15 protein-coding genes are annotated in these 15230 nt (G+C 73.1%); all 15 read left to right on the top strand.

Going from position 1 to position 15230, the window contains the following annotated elements; all coding sequences use genetic code 11:
* The first annotated feature begins 114 nt into the window (after window positions 1-114).
* The 15 genes from LV78_RS26250 to LV78_RS26180 all read left to right on the top strand — a co-directional run bounded on the left by LV78_RS26250 (window position 115) and on the right by LV78_RS26180 (window position 15220).
* Complete coding sequence (locus tag LV78_RS26250; protein WP_253848354.1) at window positions 115-1464, top strand: glutamine synthetase family protein; 1350 nt, start codon at window positions 115-117, stop codon at window positions 1462-1464.
* The gene (locus tag LV78_RS26245; protein WP_253848293.1) at window positions 1445-2146 is read left to right on the top strand and encodes a gamma-glutamyl-gamma-aminobutyrate hydrolase family protein; all 702 of its coding nucleotides are present in this window, start codon (window positions 1445-1447) and stop codon (window positions 2144-2146) included. Before LV78_RS26250 ends, LV78_RS26245 begins: the two co-directional genes overlap by 20 nt.
* Entirely contained in the window at window positions 2143-3501 is a 1359-nt protein-coding gene (locus LV78_RS26240) for an aldehyde dehydrogenase family protein (protein ID WP_253848292.1), read from the top strand. Before LV78_RS26245 ends, LV78_RS26240 begins: the two co-directional genes overlap by 4 nt.
* A gap of 60 nt (window positions 3502-3561) precedes the next feature.
* Window positions 3562-4329: a 3-oxoacyl-ACP reductase gene (locus LV78_RS26235; protein ID WP_253848291.1), complete on the top strand. Its 768-nt coding sequence runs from the start codon at window positions 3562-3564 to the stop codon at window positions 4327-4329.
* Window positions 4330-4342: 13 nt separating this feature from the next.
* On the top strand, window positions 4343-5047 hold the full coding sequence (locus LV78_RS26230) for a FadR/GntR family transcriptional regulator (protein WP_253848290.1): 705 nt from the start codon (window positions 4343-4345) through the stop codon (window positions 5045-5047).
* A gap of 79 nt (window positions 5048-5126) precedes the next feature.
* The gene (locus LV78_RS26225) at window positions 5127-5891 is read left to right on the top strand and encodes a DddA-like double-stranded DNA deaminase toxin (protein WP_253848289.1); all 765 of its coding nucleotides are present in this window, start codon (window positions 5127-5129) and stop codon (window positions 5889-5891) included.
* Entirely contained in the window at window positions 5888-6367 is a 480-nt protein-coding gene (locus LV78_RS26220; RefSeq protein WP_253848288.1) for a hypothetical protein, read from the top strand. Before LV78_RS26225 ends, LV78_RS26220 begins: the two co-directional genes overlap by 4 nt.
* Before the next feature lie 77 nt (window positions 6368-6444).
* Window positions 6445-6945, top strand: coding sequence for a YlcI/YnfO family protein (locus LV78_RS26215; RefSeq protein WP_253848287.1), 501 nt, complete (start codon window positions 6445-6447; stop codon window positions 6943-6945).
* A 111-nt stretch (window positions 6946-7056) separates the two neighbouring features.
* Window positions 7057-7902, top strand: a complete 846-nt coding sequence (locus tag LV78_RS26210; protein ID WP_253848286.1) for a DUF4097 family beta strand repeat-containing protein — start codon at window positions 7057-7059, stop codon at window positions 7900-7902.
* A gap of 27 nt (window positions 7903-7929) precedes the next feature.
* Complete coding sequence (locus tag LV78_RS26205; protein WP_253848285.1) at window positions 7930-8889, top strand: ABC transporter ATP-binding protein; 960 nt, start codon at window positions 7930-7932, stop codon at window positions 8887-8889.
* Entirely contained in the window at window positions 8886-9689 is an 804-nt protein-coding gene (locus LV78_RS26200) for an ABC transporter permease (protein ID WP_253848284.1), read from the top strand. The genes LV78_RS26205 and LV78_RS26200 overlap by 4 nt, the downstream gene beginning before the upstream one ends.
* Window positions 9690-9703: 14 nt before the next feature.
* Entirely contained in the window at window positions 9704-10930 is a 1227-nt protein-coding gene (locus tag LV78_RS26195) for a cytochrome P450 (protein ID WP_253848283.1), read from the top strand.
* Between the two features lie 169 nt (window positions 10931-11099).
* Window positions 11100-13148 carry a threonine--tRNA ligase gene (gene thrS / locus LV78_RS26190; RefSeq protein ID WP_253848282.1) on the top strand — a complete coding sequence of 683 codons (2049 nt, stop codon included), beginning with the start codon at window positions 11100-11102 and terminating at the stop codon, window positions 13146-13148.
* The gene (locus LV78_RS26185; RefSeq protein WP_253848281.1) at window positions 13145-13693 is read left to right on the top strand and encodes an HIT family protein; all 549 of its coding nucleotides are present in this window, start codon (window positions 13145-13147) and stop codon (window positions 13691-13693) included. The genes thrS and LV78_RS26185 overlap by 4 nt, the downstream gene beginning before the upstream one ends.
* Before the next feature lie 687 nt (window positions 13694-14380).
* Entirely contained in the window at window positions 14381-15220 is an 840-nt protein-coding gene (locus tag LV78_RS26180; RefSeq protein ID WP_253848280.1) for a helix-turn-helix domain-containing protein, read from the top strand.
* Window positions 15221-15230: the final 10 nt, after the last annotated feature.

Below are 15230 nucleotides of genomic sequence, written 5' to 3'. Positions count from 1 at the left end.
CCCCAATGGGCTAGCAGTGATCCTTTTAATGGGGGATCAACGGTGGCGTGGCTCACTCGATGGTGTCAAGATGGGCCGCCAATGGCTCGCTGACATACCTTTGGAGGGATGCGGATGCTCACCGTCGAGGAGTTGCGCGAGCTGGTCGCCACCGGCGAGGTCGACACCGTCCTCGTGGCGGTAGTGGACATGCAGGGCCGCCTGCAGGGCAAGCGCTGCACCGCCCGCTACTTCGTGGACGAAGTGCTGGAGCACGCCGCCGAGGGCTGCGACTACCTGCTGGCGGTGGACGTCGAGATGAACACCGTGCCCGGCTACGCCTCGTCCTCCTGGGACAGCGGCTACGGCGACCTGGTCATGCGCCCCGACCTCGCGACGCTGCGCCGCGTCCCCTGGCACCCGGCCACCGCGCTCGTGCTGTGCGACGTGGAGACCACCGGCGGCGACCCGGTCCCGGTGTCCCCGCGCCAGGTGCTGCGCCACCAGCTCGACCGGCTCGCCGAGCGCGGGCTGCGCGCGTTCGCGGGCACCGAGCTGGAGTTCATCGTCTTCAACGACACCTACGAGCAGGCCTGGTCCAGCGGCTACCGCGACCTCACCCCGGCCAACCAGTACAACGTCGACTACTCGCTGCTGGGCACCGGCCGGATCGAGCCGCTGCTGCGCGACATCCGCAACCACATGGCGGGCGCCGGGCTGCGCGTCGAGGGCGCCAAGGGCGAGTGCAACCCCGGCCAGCACGAGATCACCTTCCGGTACGACGAGGCGCTGCTGACCTGCGACAACCACAGCGTCTACAAGACCGGCGCCAAGGAGATCGCGGCGCAGCACGGCAAGTCGCTCACCTTCATGGCCAAGTACAACGAGCGCGAGGGCAACTCCTGCCACGTGCACCTGTCCCTGCAGACCGAGGACGGCTCACCCGCGTTCGCCGACGAGGACGCCGAGCACGGCATGTCCGCGCTGATGCGGCACTTCCTCGCCGGGCAGCTCGCGTGCCTGCGCGAGTTCACCTACTTCCTCGCCCCGAACGTGAACTCCTACAAGCGCTACGCGCAGGGCAGCTTCGCGCCGACCTCGGTCGCCTGGGGCCGGGACAACCGCACGTGCGCGCTGCGCGTGGTCGGCCACGGCGGCGGCCTGCGGTTCGAGAACCGGGTCCCCGGCGGCGACGTCAACCCGTACCTGGCGCTCGCCGCGCTCATCGCCGCCGGGCTGCACGGGCTGGAGAACGAGCTGGAGCTGCCCGAGGAGTTCACCGGCAACGCCTACGCCGCCGACCTGCCGACCGTGCCCACCACCCTGCACGAGTCGGCCGCGCTGCTCGACGGCAGCGCCACGGCCCGCGCCGCGTTCGGCGACGAGGTGGTCGACCACTACCTCAACGCCGCCCGCGTGGAGCTGGCCGCCTACAACTCGACGATCACCGACTGGGAGCGGGCGCGTGGCTTCGAGAGGCTCTAGGCCGCTCATCGGCGTCTCCACCTACCTGGAGCGCGCGGCGTTCGGCGTCTGGGACGTCCCGGCCGCCGTGCTGCACCGCGAGTACCTGGACCAGGTCTGGCGCGCGGGCGGCAACCCCGTGCTGCTGCCCCCGGTCGGCGACTGGGACGCCGGGTCGATCGGCTTCCTGGACGGCCTGGTGCTCGCGGGCGGCGCGGACCTCGACCCGGCGACCTACGGGCGCGAGCGCGACGAGCGCACCGGCCCGGCACGGCCCGACCGGGACGCGACCGAGTTCGCGCTGGCCCGCGCCGCGCTGGAGCTCGACCTGCCGCTGCTCGGGGTGTGCCGGGGGATGCAGGTGCTCAACGCCGTCCTCGGCGGCGCGCTGGCGCAGCACGTGGACGGGCACAACCCGGCGCCGGGCGTGTTCGCGGACGTCGAGCTGACCGTCGACCCGCGCAGCGCCCTGGGCACCGCGCTCGGCGAGTCGGCGACCGTGCGGTGCCACCACCACCAGGCGGTCGACGTGCTCGGCGCCGGGCTGGTCGTGGTGGCGCGCGCGGCGGACGGGGTCGTGGAGGCGGTGGAGCTGCCGACCGCCGCGTTCGCGGTCGGCGTCCAGTACCACCCGGAGGTCGCGTCCGACGACCTGCGGCTGTTCGGAGCGCTTGTCGTGGCGGCGAAGGGGAGCGGGACGTGACCGCGTTGGAGCTGATCAACCCGGCGACGGGGGAGCGGGTGGCCGAGGTCGAGGCGGCCTCGGTGGAGCTGGTCGACGCGGCGATCGCCCGCGCGTCGGCCGCGCTGCCCGCCTGGCGCGCCGTGTCGCCCGCCGACCGCTCCCGGCTGCTGCGCCGCTTCGCCGACGCGGTCGACGGGGCGCGCGAGGAGCTGGCGCTGCTGGAGGTGCGCAACGCCGGGCACACCATCGGCAACGCGCGCTGGGAGGCGGGCAACGTCCGCGACGTGCTGCACTACTACGCCGCCGCGCCGGAGCGGTTGTTCGGCAGGCAGATCCCGGTGCCCGGCGGGTTGAACGTGACCTTCCAGGAGCCGCTCGGCGTGGTCGGCGTGATCGTGCCGTGGAACTTCCCGATGCCGGTGGCCGCCTGGGGCTTCGCGCCCGCGCTGGCCGCCGGGAACACCGTGGTGCTCAAGCCCGCCGAGCTGACCCCGCTGACCGCGCTGCGCCTGGCGGAGCTGGCTCGCGAGGCGGGCATCCCGGAGGACGTCCTCCAGGTCGTGCCGGGGCGCGGGGACGTGGCCGGGTGGCGGTTCGTGACGCACCCGGACGTGCGGAAGGTGGTGTTCACCGGGTCGCCCGCGGTCGGCCGGAAGATCATGGCCGGGTGCGCCGAGCAGGTGAAGCGGGTGACGCTGGAGCTGGGCGGCAAGAGCGCGAACGTGGTGTTCGCGGACGCCGACATCGAGCAGGCCGCCGCGACGGCGCCGTACGGGGTGTTCGACAACGCCGGGCAGGACTGCTGCGCCCGCTCGCGCATCCTGGTGCAGGAGAACGTGTTCGACCGCTTCATGGAGCTGCTGGAACCGGCCGTGCGCGGCGTGGTGGTCGGCGACCCGCTCGACGAGAGGACCGAGATGGGCCCGCTGATCTCGGCCGCGCACCGCGAGCGGGTCGCCTCCTACGTGCCGGACGACGCGCCGGTGGCGTTCCGGGGCAGCGCGCCCGACGGGCCGGGTTTCTGGTTCCCCCCCACGGTGCTGTCGCCGGTCGCGCCCACCGACCGGGTCGCCGTGGAGGAGGTCTTCGGCCCGGTCGTGGTGGTGCTGCCGTTCCGCGACGAGGAGGACGCGGTGCGCCTGGCGAACGCGGGCGAGCACGGCCTGTCCGGTTCGATCTGGACCCGCGACGTCGGCCGGGCGCTGCGGGTCTCGCGCGCGGTCGAGGCCGGGAACCTGTCGGTGAACTCGCACTCGTCGGTGCGCTACTGGACCCCGTTCGGCGGGTTCAAGCAGTCCGGCCTCGGGCGCGAGCTGGGCCCGGACGCGCTGGACGCGTTCACCGAGGTCAAGAACGTCTTCATCGCCCACTGACGGTGTGCTCGCCGGGCCTGGCCTAGGGTTCCGGCGCTGGGATCAAAGGGAGAGCAGGGCATGGTCGAACGACTCCAGGACCGGGTCGCGGTGATCACCGGTGGCGGCAGCGGCATCGGGCTGGCCTCGGCGCGCCGGTTGGCGGCCGAGGGCGCGAAGGTCGTCGTGGCGGACGTGGACGCGGAGGCGGGCAAGGCGGCGGCGGAGTCCGTCGGCGGGCTGTTCGTCCAGGTGGACGTGACCGACGAGGAGCAGGTCCGGGCGCTGTTCCAGACCACTGTGGACACCTACGGCGCGGTGGACGTGGCGTTCAACAACGCGGGCATCTCCCCGCCCGACGACGACTCGATCCTGACCACCGGGATCGAGGCGTGGCGGCGGGTGCAGGAGGTCAACCTGACGTCGGTGTACCTGTGCAGCAAGCACGCCATCGGGCACATGGTCGAGCGCGGCCGGGGGTCGGTGATCAACACGGCGTCGTTCGTGGCGACCATGGGCGCGGCCACCTCGCAGATCTCGTACACCGCCTCGAAGGGCGGCGTGCTGGCGATGACTCGGGAGCTGGGCGTGCAGTTCGCGCGGCAGGGCGTGCGGGTGAACGCGTTGTCCCCCGGACCGGTCAACACCCCGCTGCTGAGGGAGCTGTTCGCGAAGGACCCGGAGCGCGCGGCGCGGAGGCTGGTCCACGTGCCGCTGGGCAGGTTCGCCGAGCCGGAGGAGATCGCGGCGGCGGTGGCGTTCCTGGCGAGCGACGACTCGTCGTTCATGACGGCGTCGAACTTCCTGGTGGACGGCGGGATCTCCGGCGCCTACGTGACCCCGCTGTGAGCGGGTCGGCGACGTGATCGAGCTGACCGACGCGCTGTTCCGCCCCGTGCGGGCGGGCAACGCGTTCGAGGAGACCGTGGAGCGCCTGGTGCAGGCGGTGCGCCTCGGCGTCGTGCCGCCGGGCGAGCGCCTGCCCGCCGAGCGCGACCTGGCGGCCCGGCTCGGGGTGAGCCGGGCGACCCTGCGGGAGGCGCTGAAGTCGTTGCAGGACAACGGCTACGTCGAATCCCGCAGGGGCCGCTACGGCGGGACCTTCGTGACCGAGGACCTCCCCGGCGCCGTGCCCGCCGCAGCGTCCGGCGTCCCCGGCGAGGTGTCCGACGCGCTGCTGCTGCGCGCGGCGCTGGAGGCGGGCGCGGCGGAGCTGGCGGCGGGCGCGGACCTGTCCCCCGAGCGCAGGCGCGATTTGCGCGCCCGCCGGTCGGACTGCGCCGAGGCGGGCCTCCAGGACTACCGCCGCAAGGACTCCAGGCTGCACCTGGCGATCGCGGAGGCGGCGGGCTCCCCGTCCCTGACGGCGGCGATCGCGGACGTCCGGATGCGGGTGAACACCCTGCTGGACCGAATCCCCCTGCTGCCGCCCAACCTGTCGCACTCGAACGACCAGCACGCGCGCGTGGTCGACGCGGTGCTCGGCGGCGACCCGGAGGAGGCGAGACGGGCGATGGCGGAACACCTGGAGGGCACGGCGGCCCTGCTGCGGGGCTTCCTGTCCTGATTCCGGCTTGCCCGCACGATGGGGTGATCGCGCGCGGAACCGGGCTGCTGGATGACGCGGGCGACCGAGGATGTCGGCCGTGCCCCTGCCCGAGGTCGTCGCCGCACTGGACCGGGTCCTCGCCCTGTCCGCGCGCACCGCTGCCGCCCTGGAAGCCGCAGGCGAGTGCGCGGGGGAGATGCTCGCACTGGTGGAGCGCGCCGCCGAGGGCACGGCGGGCGACGAGCTGGAGCGCCTGAGGGCGGAGGGCGCGGCGTTCGCGGAGGGCTTGGCGGAGGTCGGGGCGGCGCTGGCCGGTGGCCGCGAGTCGGTCGAGTCGTACCGGGCCACCCTGACCGCCCTGCTCGCCCCGATGAGGCCCCCGGTCGCCCTCGCGACCGGGCTGGTCGAACCACTGGTGGCCGGAACCGGCGACACCTACCCGCCGGGAACGGAGTGGGCGCTGCCGCTGATCACCCACCGGCACTCCCCGGAGCGCAGCGGTCTGCCGGTCGAGGGGCACGTGCGGGCGCTGGACCCGGAGTCGCAGATCAGCCACGCCTTCCGGCCCAGCGGCGGCCGGTGGAGGGACGAGGCGGAGGAGCGGCTGCGCGCGTTGAACGCGCCCGACTGGGCCTTGAACGTGGTGAGCCACGTCGAGGTGCAGGTCGCCGCCTGGATGATCGCCTGCCGGATCAGGCGGGCCGAACTCGTGCTCAACCGGGAACCCTGCGGGATCCGGGTCAGGCGGGGGTGCCACGGCGCGCTGTCCGCCCTGCTGCCCCCTGGCTACCGTCTGACCGTGGCGGGCACCTGCGGCGGAGGCGGGCACTACCGCATCGACTACGACGGGAGAACGCCGTGACCACGTTCATCACCCCCCACGACAGCGTCATCGACCTCGGCGAGCACACCCCCGGCGACCTGGCGGGGCTGGTGCCCGAGCTCGTCGCGTGGAACGCCGAGCACGGTCAGGCGCTGCCGTGCCTGTGGCAGATCGTGGTCGAGCACGCGGACACGCCTGGTTGGGGGAGTGGGCCGTCCGCCTGGTTGGACGCGGGGACCGCCGGGAGCAGTGGCGCGCTGCGCTGGGTCTCCCCGACCGGCGCCTTCGCCCCGGTGTCGCGGGAGGACGGCCGGTCGCGGGACGGGTGGGTCCGGTACGCCTCCGATCACTCCGGTTACCCGTGCCGCGTGCACCACGGCCTGGTCGTGCCGCTGCCGGTGGTCTGGTCGGCGGTCGCCGACCTGGTGCGCACGCGCGCCCGCCCTGAGCTCCCCGCCCCCTGGGAGTGGCAGCCGGTTGTGGACTGGACCGGGCTCGTCCGCGAGCCGGCCTGAGCCATTGGTGCCAACCTGGCACCAATCTGAGCCAAACCCCCTTGCCGCGGCACCGCACTTGTGCCACTCTGGCTCACATGGACCTGACCACGTACGTAGGCCACCTCGGGCGTGAGTTCGCCGCCCTCGCCGACGCGGGCGGCGAAGAGGCGCGTGCGCTCGCCGAGCGGCTCACCGGACCGCTGGAGTCCGCTATTCGGATGGCCATGCTGGAAGCGCTTTCCGCCGCCGCCGACGAGATCACCCGCGAGCTCGCGCCCGGCTCGGTCGAGGTCCGGTTGCGCGGGCGGGACCCCGACTTCGTCGTCACGCCGCCGCCCGCCGACAGCGCGGGGGAGGAGCCCGCCGCCGTCGACGCGCCCGCCTTCAGCGAGGACGGGCCCACCGCGCGCATCAACGTCCGCCTGCCCGAGCAGCTCAAGGCCGCCGTCGAGGAGGCCGCCGCCAGGGAGGGGCGCTCGGTCAACGCCTGGCTCGTCCGCGCCGCCACCGACGCCCTCCGGCCCGCCGACCGGCAGCGCGCCGCCGAACCGCGCGGCAAGCGCGGCGGCAGCCGGTTCAGCGGGTGGGTCCGCTAGCCCCGGCGCCACCGAACAGCACGACCACGACCTCCTCGCCCGTGCCGGGAGGAGTTCGACGACCCGGAAAACAGCCGAAAACAGCCGAGAACGACCAGGGGGAACCAAGCCATGCCCGAGTTCGACACGCCCGCCCCGATCACCGCCGTCGTGGACCTCGCCGTCGCCACCGTCCGCGTCACCGCCTCCGACCGCCCCACCACCGCCGTCCACGTCCGCCCCACCAACCCCGCCGACGAGTCCGACGTCAAGATCGCCGCCCAGGTCACCGCCGAGCTCGTCGACGGCGAGCTCCGGATCACCGGCCCCCGCGCCTGGATCTACGTCGACCTCACCCGCAAGTCCCGCTCCGTCGACCTCACCGTCGACCTCCCCACCGGCTCCGCCGTCACCGCCACCGTCCAGGCGGGCGACCTGAGCGCCACCGGCCTGCTCGGCGAGTGCTCCTTCAAGACCGGCGTCGGCGACATCACCCTCGACCGCACCGGCCCGCTGCGCCTGCACACCGCCATCGGCCACGCCGCCGTCACCGCCGTCGACGGCGACGCCGACCTGCACACCAGCTCCGGCCGCCTGGACATCGGCGAGATCCGGGGTTCCGCGCACGTCAAGAACTCCAACGGCCCCACCCGCATCGCCGAGGTCACCGGCGACGTCCGCGTCCGCTCCGCCAACGGCGACGTCGAGATCGGCCGCGCCGGGGCCGTCGTCGACGCGAAGTCCGCCAACGGCGCGGTCAGGGCCGTCCTCACCGAGGGCGCCTCCGTGCTGGAGAGCGGCATGGGCGACATCGAGGTCGGCGTCGTCGCGGGCACCTCGCTGTGGCTCGACGCGCACACCGGTTACGGCCGCGTCGAGTCGCTGCTGGAGGACGTCCCCGCGCCCGACGCCGCCGACCGCACCGCCAAGCTCCGCGCCCGCACCGCCTGCGGCGACATCACCGTCCGCCGCGCCTGACACCGCAGGAAAACCCAGGGGGACACCATGAACGACCCGGCCATCAGAACCACCGGGCTGCGCAAGCGGTTCGGCGACCACACCGTGCTCGACGGGCTCGACCTCACCACCCAACGTGGAACCGTCCACGCCCTGCTCGGGCAGAACGGCGCGGGCAAGACCACCACCGTCAAGATCCTCTCCACCCTCCTGCGCCCCGACTCCGGCCACGTCACCGTCGCCGGTCGCGACCTCGCGGAGGATCCTGCCGGGGTGCGCGCCGCGATCGGCGTCACCGGCCAGTTCTCCGCCGTGGACAACCTCCTCACCGCCGAGGAGAACCTGCGCCTCATGGCCGACCTGCGCCACCTCACCCGCCCCGAGGGCCGCCGCCTCGCCTCGGAGCTGCTGGAGCGCCTCGACCTCACCGCGTCGGCCCGCAAGCCCGCGTCCACCCTCTCCGGCGGCCAGCGCCGCAGGCTGGACCTGGCCATGACCCTGGTCGGCGCCCCCGAGGTGATCTTCCTGGACGAGCCGACGACGGGTCTCGACCCGAGCGGCAGGCGCGAGGTGTGGCGGATCGTGCGCGAGCTGGTCGCCGAGGGCACGACGGTCCTGCTCACCACCCAGTACCTGGAGGAGGCCGACCAGCTCGCGCACCGCGTCGCCCTGCTGCACAACGGTTCCCTCGCCGCCGAGGGCACCCCCGAGGAGCTCAAGCGCCGCGTCCCCGGAGCGCACGTCCGCCTGCGCCTGCCCGACCGCGCCGCGCTGGCCGCCGCAGCCCGCGCGCTCGGACCGACCGCCCTCCTCGAAGAGGAAGCCCAAGCCGCGCAAGGGGAAACCGTGCTGCGCGTCGCGGGCGACGGCACCCCGACGTCGCTGCGCGCCCTGCTCGACCGGCTCGACGAGCACGCCGTGGCCGTCACCGAGCTGTCCGTGCGCACCCCCGACCTGGACGACGTGTTCCTCGCGCTGACGGGGAACGGGAAGGCGAGCACCCGATGAGCACCACCACGAGCGGCGCCAGGCCGCTGGGCGACTCCCTGGTCATGGTGCGCCGCAACCTCAAGCGGGTGCTGCGCTACCCGTCCATGACCCTGCAGCTGATCGGCACCCCGGTCCTGCTCCTGCTGCTGTTCGTGCACGCCTTCGGCGGCGTCCTCGGCACGGGCCTCGGCGCCGGGGCGGGCGGCTTCGCGGGCGGGCGTGACGCGTACCTGGTGTACGTGCTCCCGGCGATCCTGGTCATGACGGTCACCACGATCGTGCAAGGCACCGCGATCTCGGTCGCCATGGACCTCACCGAGGGCGTCATCACCCGCTTCCGCACCATGGACATCGCCCGCACCTCGGTGCTCACCGGCCACGTCGTCGGCAGCGTCATCCAGTCCGCGCTCGGCGGCCTCGTCCTGTTCGCCACCGCCCTGCTGCTCGGCTTCCGCCCCGGCGCGGGCCCGCTGGGACTGCTGGCGGCGCTGGGCTTCTACGTCCTGCTCTCGCTCGCCCTGGTCTGGCTCACGATCGCGCTCGGCCAGCTCAGCGAGAGCGTGGAGACGGCCAGCACCCTGCCCATGCCGCTGATGTTCCTGCCGTTCCTGGGAAGCGGCTTCGTCCCCGCCGAGTCGATGCCCGCCGGGCTGCGCTGGTTCGCCGAGAACCAGCCGTTCTCCCCGATCATCGAGACCCTGCGCGCCCTGCTCGCGGGAACCGCCCCCGAGCAGCTGTGGCCCGCGCTCGGCTGGTGCGCGCTCATCGGCGTCGGCGGCTACCTCTGGTCCAAGCGCCTCTACGACCGCGAACGCTGAGGGGGAGGAAAACCATGCAGGACAACGACTTCGTGCTCGAAGGCTTACCGCTGACCCGCCCCGAGGGCAGACCGCTCGACCCGCCCGACGAGCTCACCGCCGTCCGCGACCGCCACCCGCTGGTCCGGATGCGCTACCCCGACGGCCACCTCGGCTGGCTCGCCACCGGCCACGCCCAGGTCCGCGCCGTCCTGGCCGACCACCGGTTCAGCTCCCGCCCGGAACTGGCCCACTACCCGGTCCCCGGTCTCGACGGGACCATGCCGCCCGCCCCGGTCGGCGACCTCACCGGCATCGACCCGCCCGAGCACACCCGCCACCGCAGGCTCCTCACCGGCTGGTTCACCGTCCGCCGCACCCAGGCGCTCACCGGAGCCGTCGAGCGCGCCGCCGCCGAGCACCTGGACGCCATGGCCGAGCGCGGAAGGGAAGCCGACCTGGTGCGCGACTACGCCAAGCCGGTGCCCGCCGCGATCATCTGCGACGTGCTCGGCGTGCCCCACGCCGACCGGGCCGCGTTCCAGGGGCAGGTCGACCTGATGGCCTCGCCCGACGAGCAGCCCGAGGCCCGGTTCGTCGCCTACGCCCGCGTCCAGGACCACCTCGCCGACCTCGCCCGGTCCAAGCGGGCCACCCCGGACGACGACCTGATCAGCGCGCTGGCGGGCGGCGGCCTGCGCGTCGACGAGGTCGCGGGCCTGGCCACCTTCCTGCTCGGCGCGGGCGTGGACACCACCGCGAGCATGATCGGCCTGAGCGCCCTCGCCCTGCTGCGCGACCGCGAGCGCGTCGAACCGGGTGGCCGAGCCCAGTTCCACGCCCTGCTCAAGGGCGAGGACTCGGCCAAGGCCGCCGTGGAGGAGCTGCTGCGCCACCTGAGCATCGCGCACACCGGCGTGCGCGCCGCGACCGAGGACGTCGAGCTGGACGGTCACCTCATCCGGGCGGGGGAGTCCGTCACGCTCTCCCTCCAGGCCGCCAACCGCGACCCGGCCAGGTTCCCCGCGCCCGAGTCCCTCGACCTGCACCGGGGCGAGCTGACCGCCTACCACCTGGCGTTCGGCCACGGCCGCCACCAGTGCCTCGGCCAGCAGCTCGCCCGCGTGGAGCTGCGGGTCGCGCTGCCCGCCCTGCTCCGGCGCTTCCCGCGCCTGCGCGTGACCGCCCCGGACGAGGAGCTGGGCCTGCGCCCCGGCCACCACAACCTGCACGGGCTCGACAGGCTCCCGGTCGCCTGGTGACCCACCCCCGGTCGGGTCGCGCGGGAACCGCCCCCGCGTGCCCCGACCGGGCTACCCGACCCACCCCGCCGCGCATCCTGGGCATTACCGGATAGCTCCCCACCGATAACATCTCCAGGTAGAACCGACGAGCCGGGCGGCAGCCCGCACCCACTACCTAGGAGTCACCGTGTCCCAGCCAAGTCCCGCTTCCGCACTCGCCCCGCCTCGCGTGGTGGTGACGGCGGGGACCACCGCTGGGACCGCCGTGCGCGAGGCAGGCCTGCCCGGCAAGGGCCCCGACGCGATCGTGGTCGTCCGCGACGCCGAGGGCCACCTGCGCGACCTGTCCTGGACCCCGCAGGTCGACGTCGAGGTCGAGGCGGTCGCCGCCGACACCGAGGACGGCCGCTCGGTCATCCGGCACTCCACCGCGCACGTGCTCGCCCAGGCCGTGCAGCAGCAGTTCCCCGAGGCCAAGCTGGGCATCGGCCCGCCGGTCAAGGACGGCTTCTACTACGACTTCCAGGTCGACAAGCCGTTCACCCTGGACGACCTCGCCGCGCTGGAGAAGCGCATGAAGGCGATCGTCAAGGGCGCGCAGCGGTTCACCCGGCGCGTGGTCGAGTCCACCGACGCCGCGAAGGCCGAGCTGGCCTCCGAGCCGTTCAAGCTGGAGCTGGTCGACGTCAAGGGCGGCGTGGACACCGCCGAGGTCATGGAGGTGGGCGGCGGCGAGCTGACCATCTACGACAACCTCGACCCGCGCTCCGGCGACCGGGTGTGGGGCGACCTGTGCCGGGGCCCGCACCTGCCCACCACCAAGCACATCCCGGCGTTCAAGCTCACCCGCGTCGCCGCCGCCTACTGGCGCGGCAACGAGAAGAACCCGCAGCTCCAGCGCATCTACGGCACCGCGTGGGAGTCGCAGGAGGCGCTGGACAAGCACATCGAGCTGATCGCCGAGGCCGAGCGCCGCGACCACCGCAAGCTCGGCGTGGAGCTGGACCTGTTCAGCTTCCCCGACGAGATCGGCTCCGGCCTCGCGGTGTTCCACCCGCGCGGCGGCGTCATCCGCAAGGCGATGGAGGACTACTCGCGCGCCCGCCACGAGCAGGAGGGCTACGAGTTCGTCTACTCGCCGCACATCACCAAGGGCAACCTGTTCGAGACCTCCGGGCACCTCGACTGGTACCGCGACGGCATGTACCCGGCGATGCACCTGGACGCCGAGCTGAACGAGGACGGCACGGTCCGCCGCCCCGGCCAGGACTACTACCTCAAGCCGATGAACTGCCCGTTCCACGACCTGATCTTCCGGTCGCGCGGGCGCTCCTACCGCGAGCTGCCGCTGCGCATGTTCGAGTTCGGCTCGGTGTACCGCTACGAGAAGTCCGGCGTGATCCACGGCCTGACCCGCGTGCGCGGCATGACGCAGGACGACGCGCACATCTTCTGCACCCTGGACCAGGTGCAGGAGGAGCTGAAGTCCCTGCTGGGCTTCGTGCTCGGGCTGCTGCGCGACTACGGCCTGGACGACTTCTACCTGGAGCTGTCCACCCGCAACGACGAGAAGTACGTCGGCTCCGACGAGCTGTGGGAGACGGCCACCGAGACGCTGCGCGTTGCCGCCGAGGACTCCGGCCTGGAACTCGTGCCCGACCCCGGCGGCGCGGCGTTCTACGGCCCGAAGATCTCCGTGCAGGCCAAGGACGCGCTCGGCCGCACCTGGCAGATGTCCACCATCCAGCTGGACTTCAACCTGCCCGAGCGCTTCGAGCTGGAGTACACCGGCCCCGACGGCTCCCGCCAGCGCCCGGTGATGATCCACCGCGCCCTGTTCGGCTCGATCGAGCGGTTCTTCGGCGTGCTGACCGAGCACTACGCGGGCGCGTTCCCGGCGTGGCTGGCCCCGGTGCAGGTGGTGGGCATCCCGATCGCCGACGAGCACGCCGACCACCTGTTCGCGGTGGCCAAGGAGCTCAAGAAGCACGGCGTGCGGGTCGAGATCGACGCCTCCGACGACCGGATGCAGAAGAAGATCCGCAACCACACCACGCAGAAGGTGCCGTTCATGCTGCTCGCGGGCGGCAAGGACGTCGAGTCCGGCGCGGTGTCGTTCCGGTTCCGCGACGGCACCCAGATCAACGGCGTCCCGGTCGAGCAGGCCGTCGCCACCGTGGTCGGCTGGATCTCCCGCCGCGAGAACGCCTCCCCCACGGCGGAACTCGTCAAGTGACGCCGGAGCGCGAGGAGCAGGACGGGGTCGGGGTCCACGACGCGCTGCAGCGCCTGTGGACCCCGCACCGCCTGTCGTACGTGCGCGGGGAGGGCAAGGCCGTGGGCGACGCGCCCGAGGGCTGCCCGTTCTGCCGGGTGCCGGGCCTGGCCGACGAGGAGGGCCTGGTGGTGGCGCGCGGCACGTCGGTGTTCGCGCTGCTCAACCTGTTCCCGTACAACCCCGGCCACCTGATGCTGCTGCCGTACCGGCACGTGCCGGACTACACCGACCTCACCCCGGCGGAGACGGTGGAGCTGGCGGAGTTCACCCAGAAGGCGATGCGGGTGGTGCGCAGGGCGTCGAACCCGCACGGGTTCAACATCGGCATGAACCAGGGCGCGGTGGCGGGCGCGGGCATCGCCGCGCACCTGCACCAGCACGTGGTGCCCCGCTGGGGCGGGGACGCGAACTTCATGCCGGTGATCGGGCAGACCAAGGTGCTGCCGGAGCTGCTGGGGGAGACCCGGCGGCTGCTGGCCGACGCCTGGGCCGCCGAGGGCTGAGCGACCGCGCGGCGGGCGGGGGCCTGACCGGTCCCCGCCCGGTTCCGCGCCCGTCCCCACGCCCCTGGCGCACCTGTCACGCCCCTCGCACACCCGTCAGGCCCCTCGCGCGCCGAAACGCTCACCCGCGCCCCGAGCGCCGCTCTCCCGCGCGCGATTCACGCGATCCGGTGCGCGTTCGCGCTCACCGGGAGGCCGGGTCATCACACCTCTCGGTCACCGGACGGGCCCGCACCGCCCGCCCTGCAGGTGAGACCCCGATCACTTCCGCTGTCGGCGAACCCGCCGCGCCCGCACGTGACATGCCCGTTTTGCCCCCGGATGAGACCGCGGTCACCCGCGTGCCGCAGCACCGTCGTTGATCACCGTCCGTGGCCGCCGGGTGCGACGCGCACGCACATCCGCACACCGACCCGCTCACCCGTGCGCGGCTCACCCGAGCGTGCCACCAGGGCCACCCCTACCAGCTCCCCAGGCCACGGGCCGCGCGCCAGTGTCCTCCGTCCTGCCCCAGGTCAACGCCGGAACCCGCGCACTTCACCCGTGCCACCCGCCGGACCGGGCGTCGTGATTACTGTGCGCGCACATGCCTACCTCCTAGATCACTAATGGGTGATTCTCGGGCGGGCCGCAATGCACTGTGATGGCCGATCGTCACAAGTCCCGAGCATCGATACCGTGCGTTTCATGACCGCACCTGAGCGTTCGCGGCTGGCCCGAGAACGGCTCTCGCGCGAGTTACGCAGGCTGCGCACGGAGGCCAAGATGACCGGAACGGCCACCGCGCGCGCGACCGGGATGAGCCAGTCGAAGCTCTCGAAGATCGAGAACGGGATGCTCCTCCCCTCCGTGACCGACGTGGAGAGACTGGTCGCCGAGCTGTCGGCGACCAGGGAGACCAAGGTCGAGCTGGTCGAGCTGGCCCGCCAGCTGCACGCCGAGGCGGAGACCCGCCGAGTGGTGCTGCACCGGGGCGCCCACCGCCACCAGCAGACCGTCGCCCGGATCGAGGCCCGAGCCACCACCAGCAGGTTCTTCCAGATCTCCGGGGTGCCGACCCTGCTGCAGACGGAGGACTACCTGCGCGTCGTCCTGTCCGCGACACCCACCCACGAGCAGGACACCGCCATCGGCGCCCTGCGCGCCCGCCGGGGGCGCATGGAGGACCTGAACCGCCGGTTCGTCTTCCTGCTCAGCGAGAGCGCCCTGCGCTGGCGCATGGGCTCGGCCGACCTCATGTGCGAGCAGATCGAGCACCTGCGCAGGCTCGGCCGCAGGCCGAACGTGCAGCTCGCCGTCGTGCCGTGGTCCGCCGAGGTCAGCGCGGTCGTGCTGCACGGGTTCCAGGTCTACGACGAGCGCTACGTGACGCTCAGCGTGCTCACCGGCAACGCCACCATCACCGACCCGCACGACGTCCGCGAGTACCTCCACCTGTTCGGCAGGCTGGAGCGCGTGGCGCTGCGCGGGGAGCTGCTGGAGGACCTGCTGGAGGGGATCTCCAGGGACCACCGCAAGCTCGGGTGAGCAGGCTCGT

This window comes from Actinosynnema pretiosum, from assembly GCF_024171695.1.
Taxonomy (GTDB): Bacteria; Actinomycetota; Actinomycetes; order Mycobacteriales; family Pseudonocardiaceae; genus Actinosynnema; species Actinosynnema pretiosum.
Note: the sequence above shows the minus strand (reverse complement) of the source record. Positions and strands in the feature narration are given on the sequence as shown.

Bases quoted from the DNA above. Each gene is read 5' to 3' on its own strand.
- LV78_RS26250 (WP_253848354.1), top strand. From the start codon at position 115: ATGCTCACCGTCGAGGAGTTGCGCGAGCTGGTCGCCACCGGCGAGGTC.
- LV78_RS26235 (WP_253848291.1), top strand. From the start codon at position 3,562: ATGGTCGAACGACTCCAGGACCGGGTCGCGGTGATCACCGGTGGCGGC.
- LV78_RS26215 (WP_253848287.1), top strand. From the start codon at position 6,445: ATGGACCTGACCACGTACGTAGGCCACCTCGGGCGTGAGTTCGCCGCC.
- LV78_RS26210 (WP_253848286.1), top strand. From the start codon at position 7,057: ATGCCCGAGTTCGACACGCCCGCCCCGATCACCGCCGTCGTGGACCTC.
- LV78_RS26205 (WP_253848285.1), top strand. From the start codon at position 7,930: ATGAACGACCCGGCCATCAGAACCACCGGGCTGCGCAAGCGGTTCGGC.
- LV78_RS26200 (WP_253848284.1), top strand. From the start codon at position 8,886: ATGAGCACCACCACGAGCGGCGCCAGGCCGCTGGGCGACTCCCTGGTC.
- LV78_RS26195 (WP_253848283.1), top strand. From the start codon at position 9,704: ATGCAGGACAACGACTTCGTGCTCGAAGGCTTACCGCTGACCCGCCCC.
- LV78_RS26180 (WP_253848280.1), top strand. From the start codon at position 14,381: ATGACCGCACCTGAGCGTTCGCGGCTGGCCCGAGAACGGCTCTCGCGC.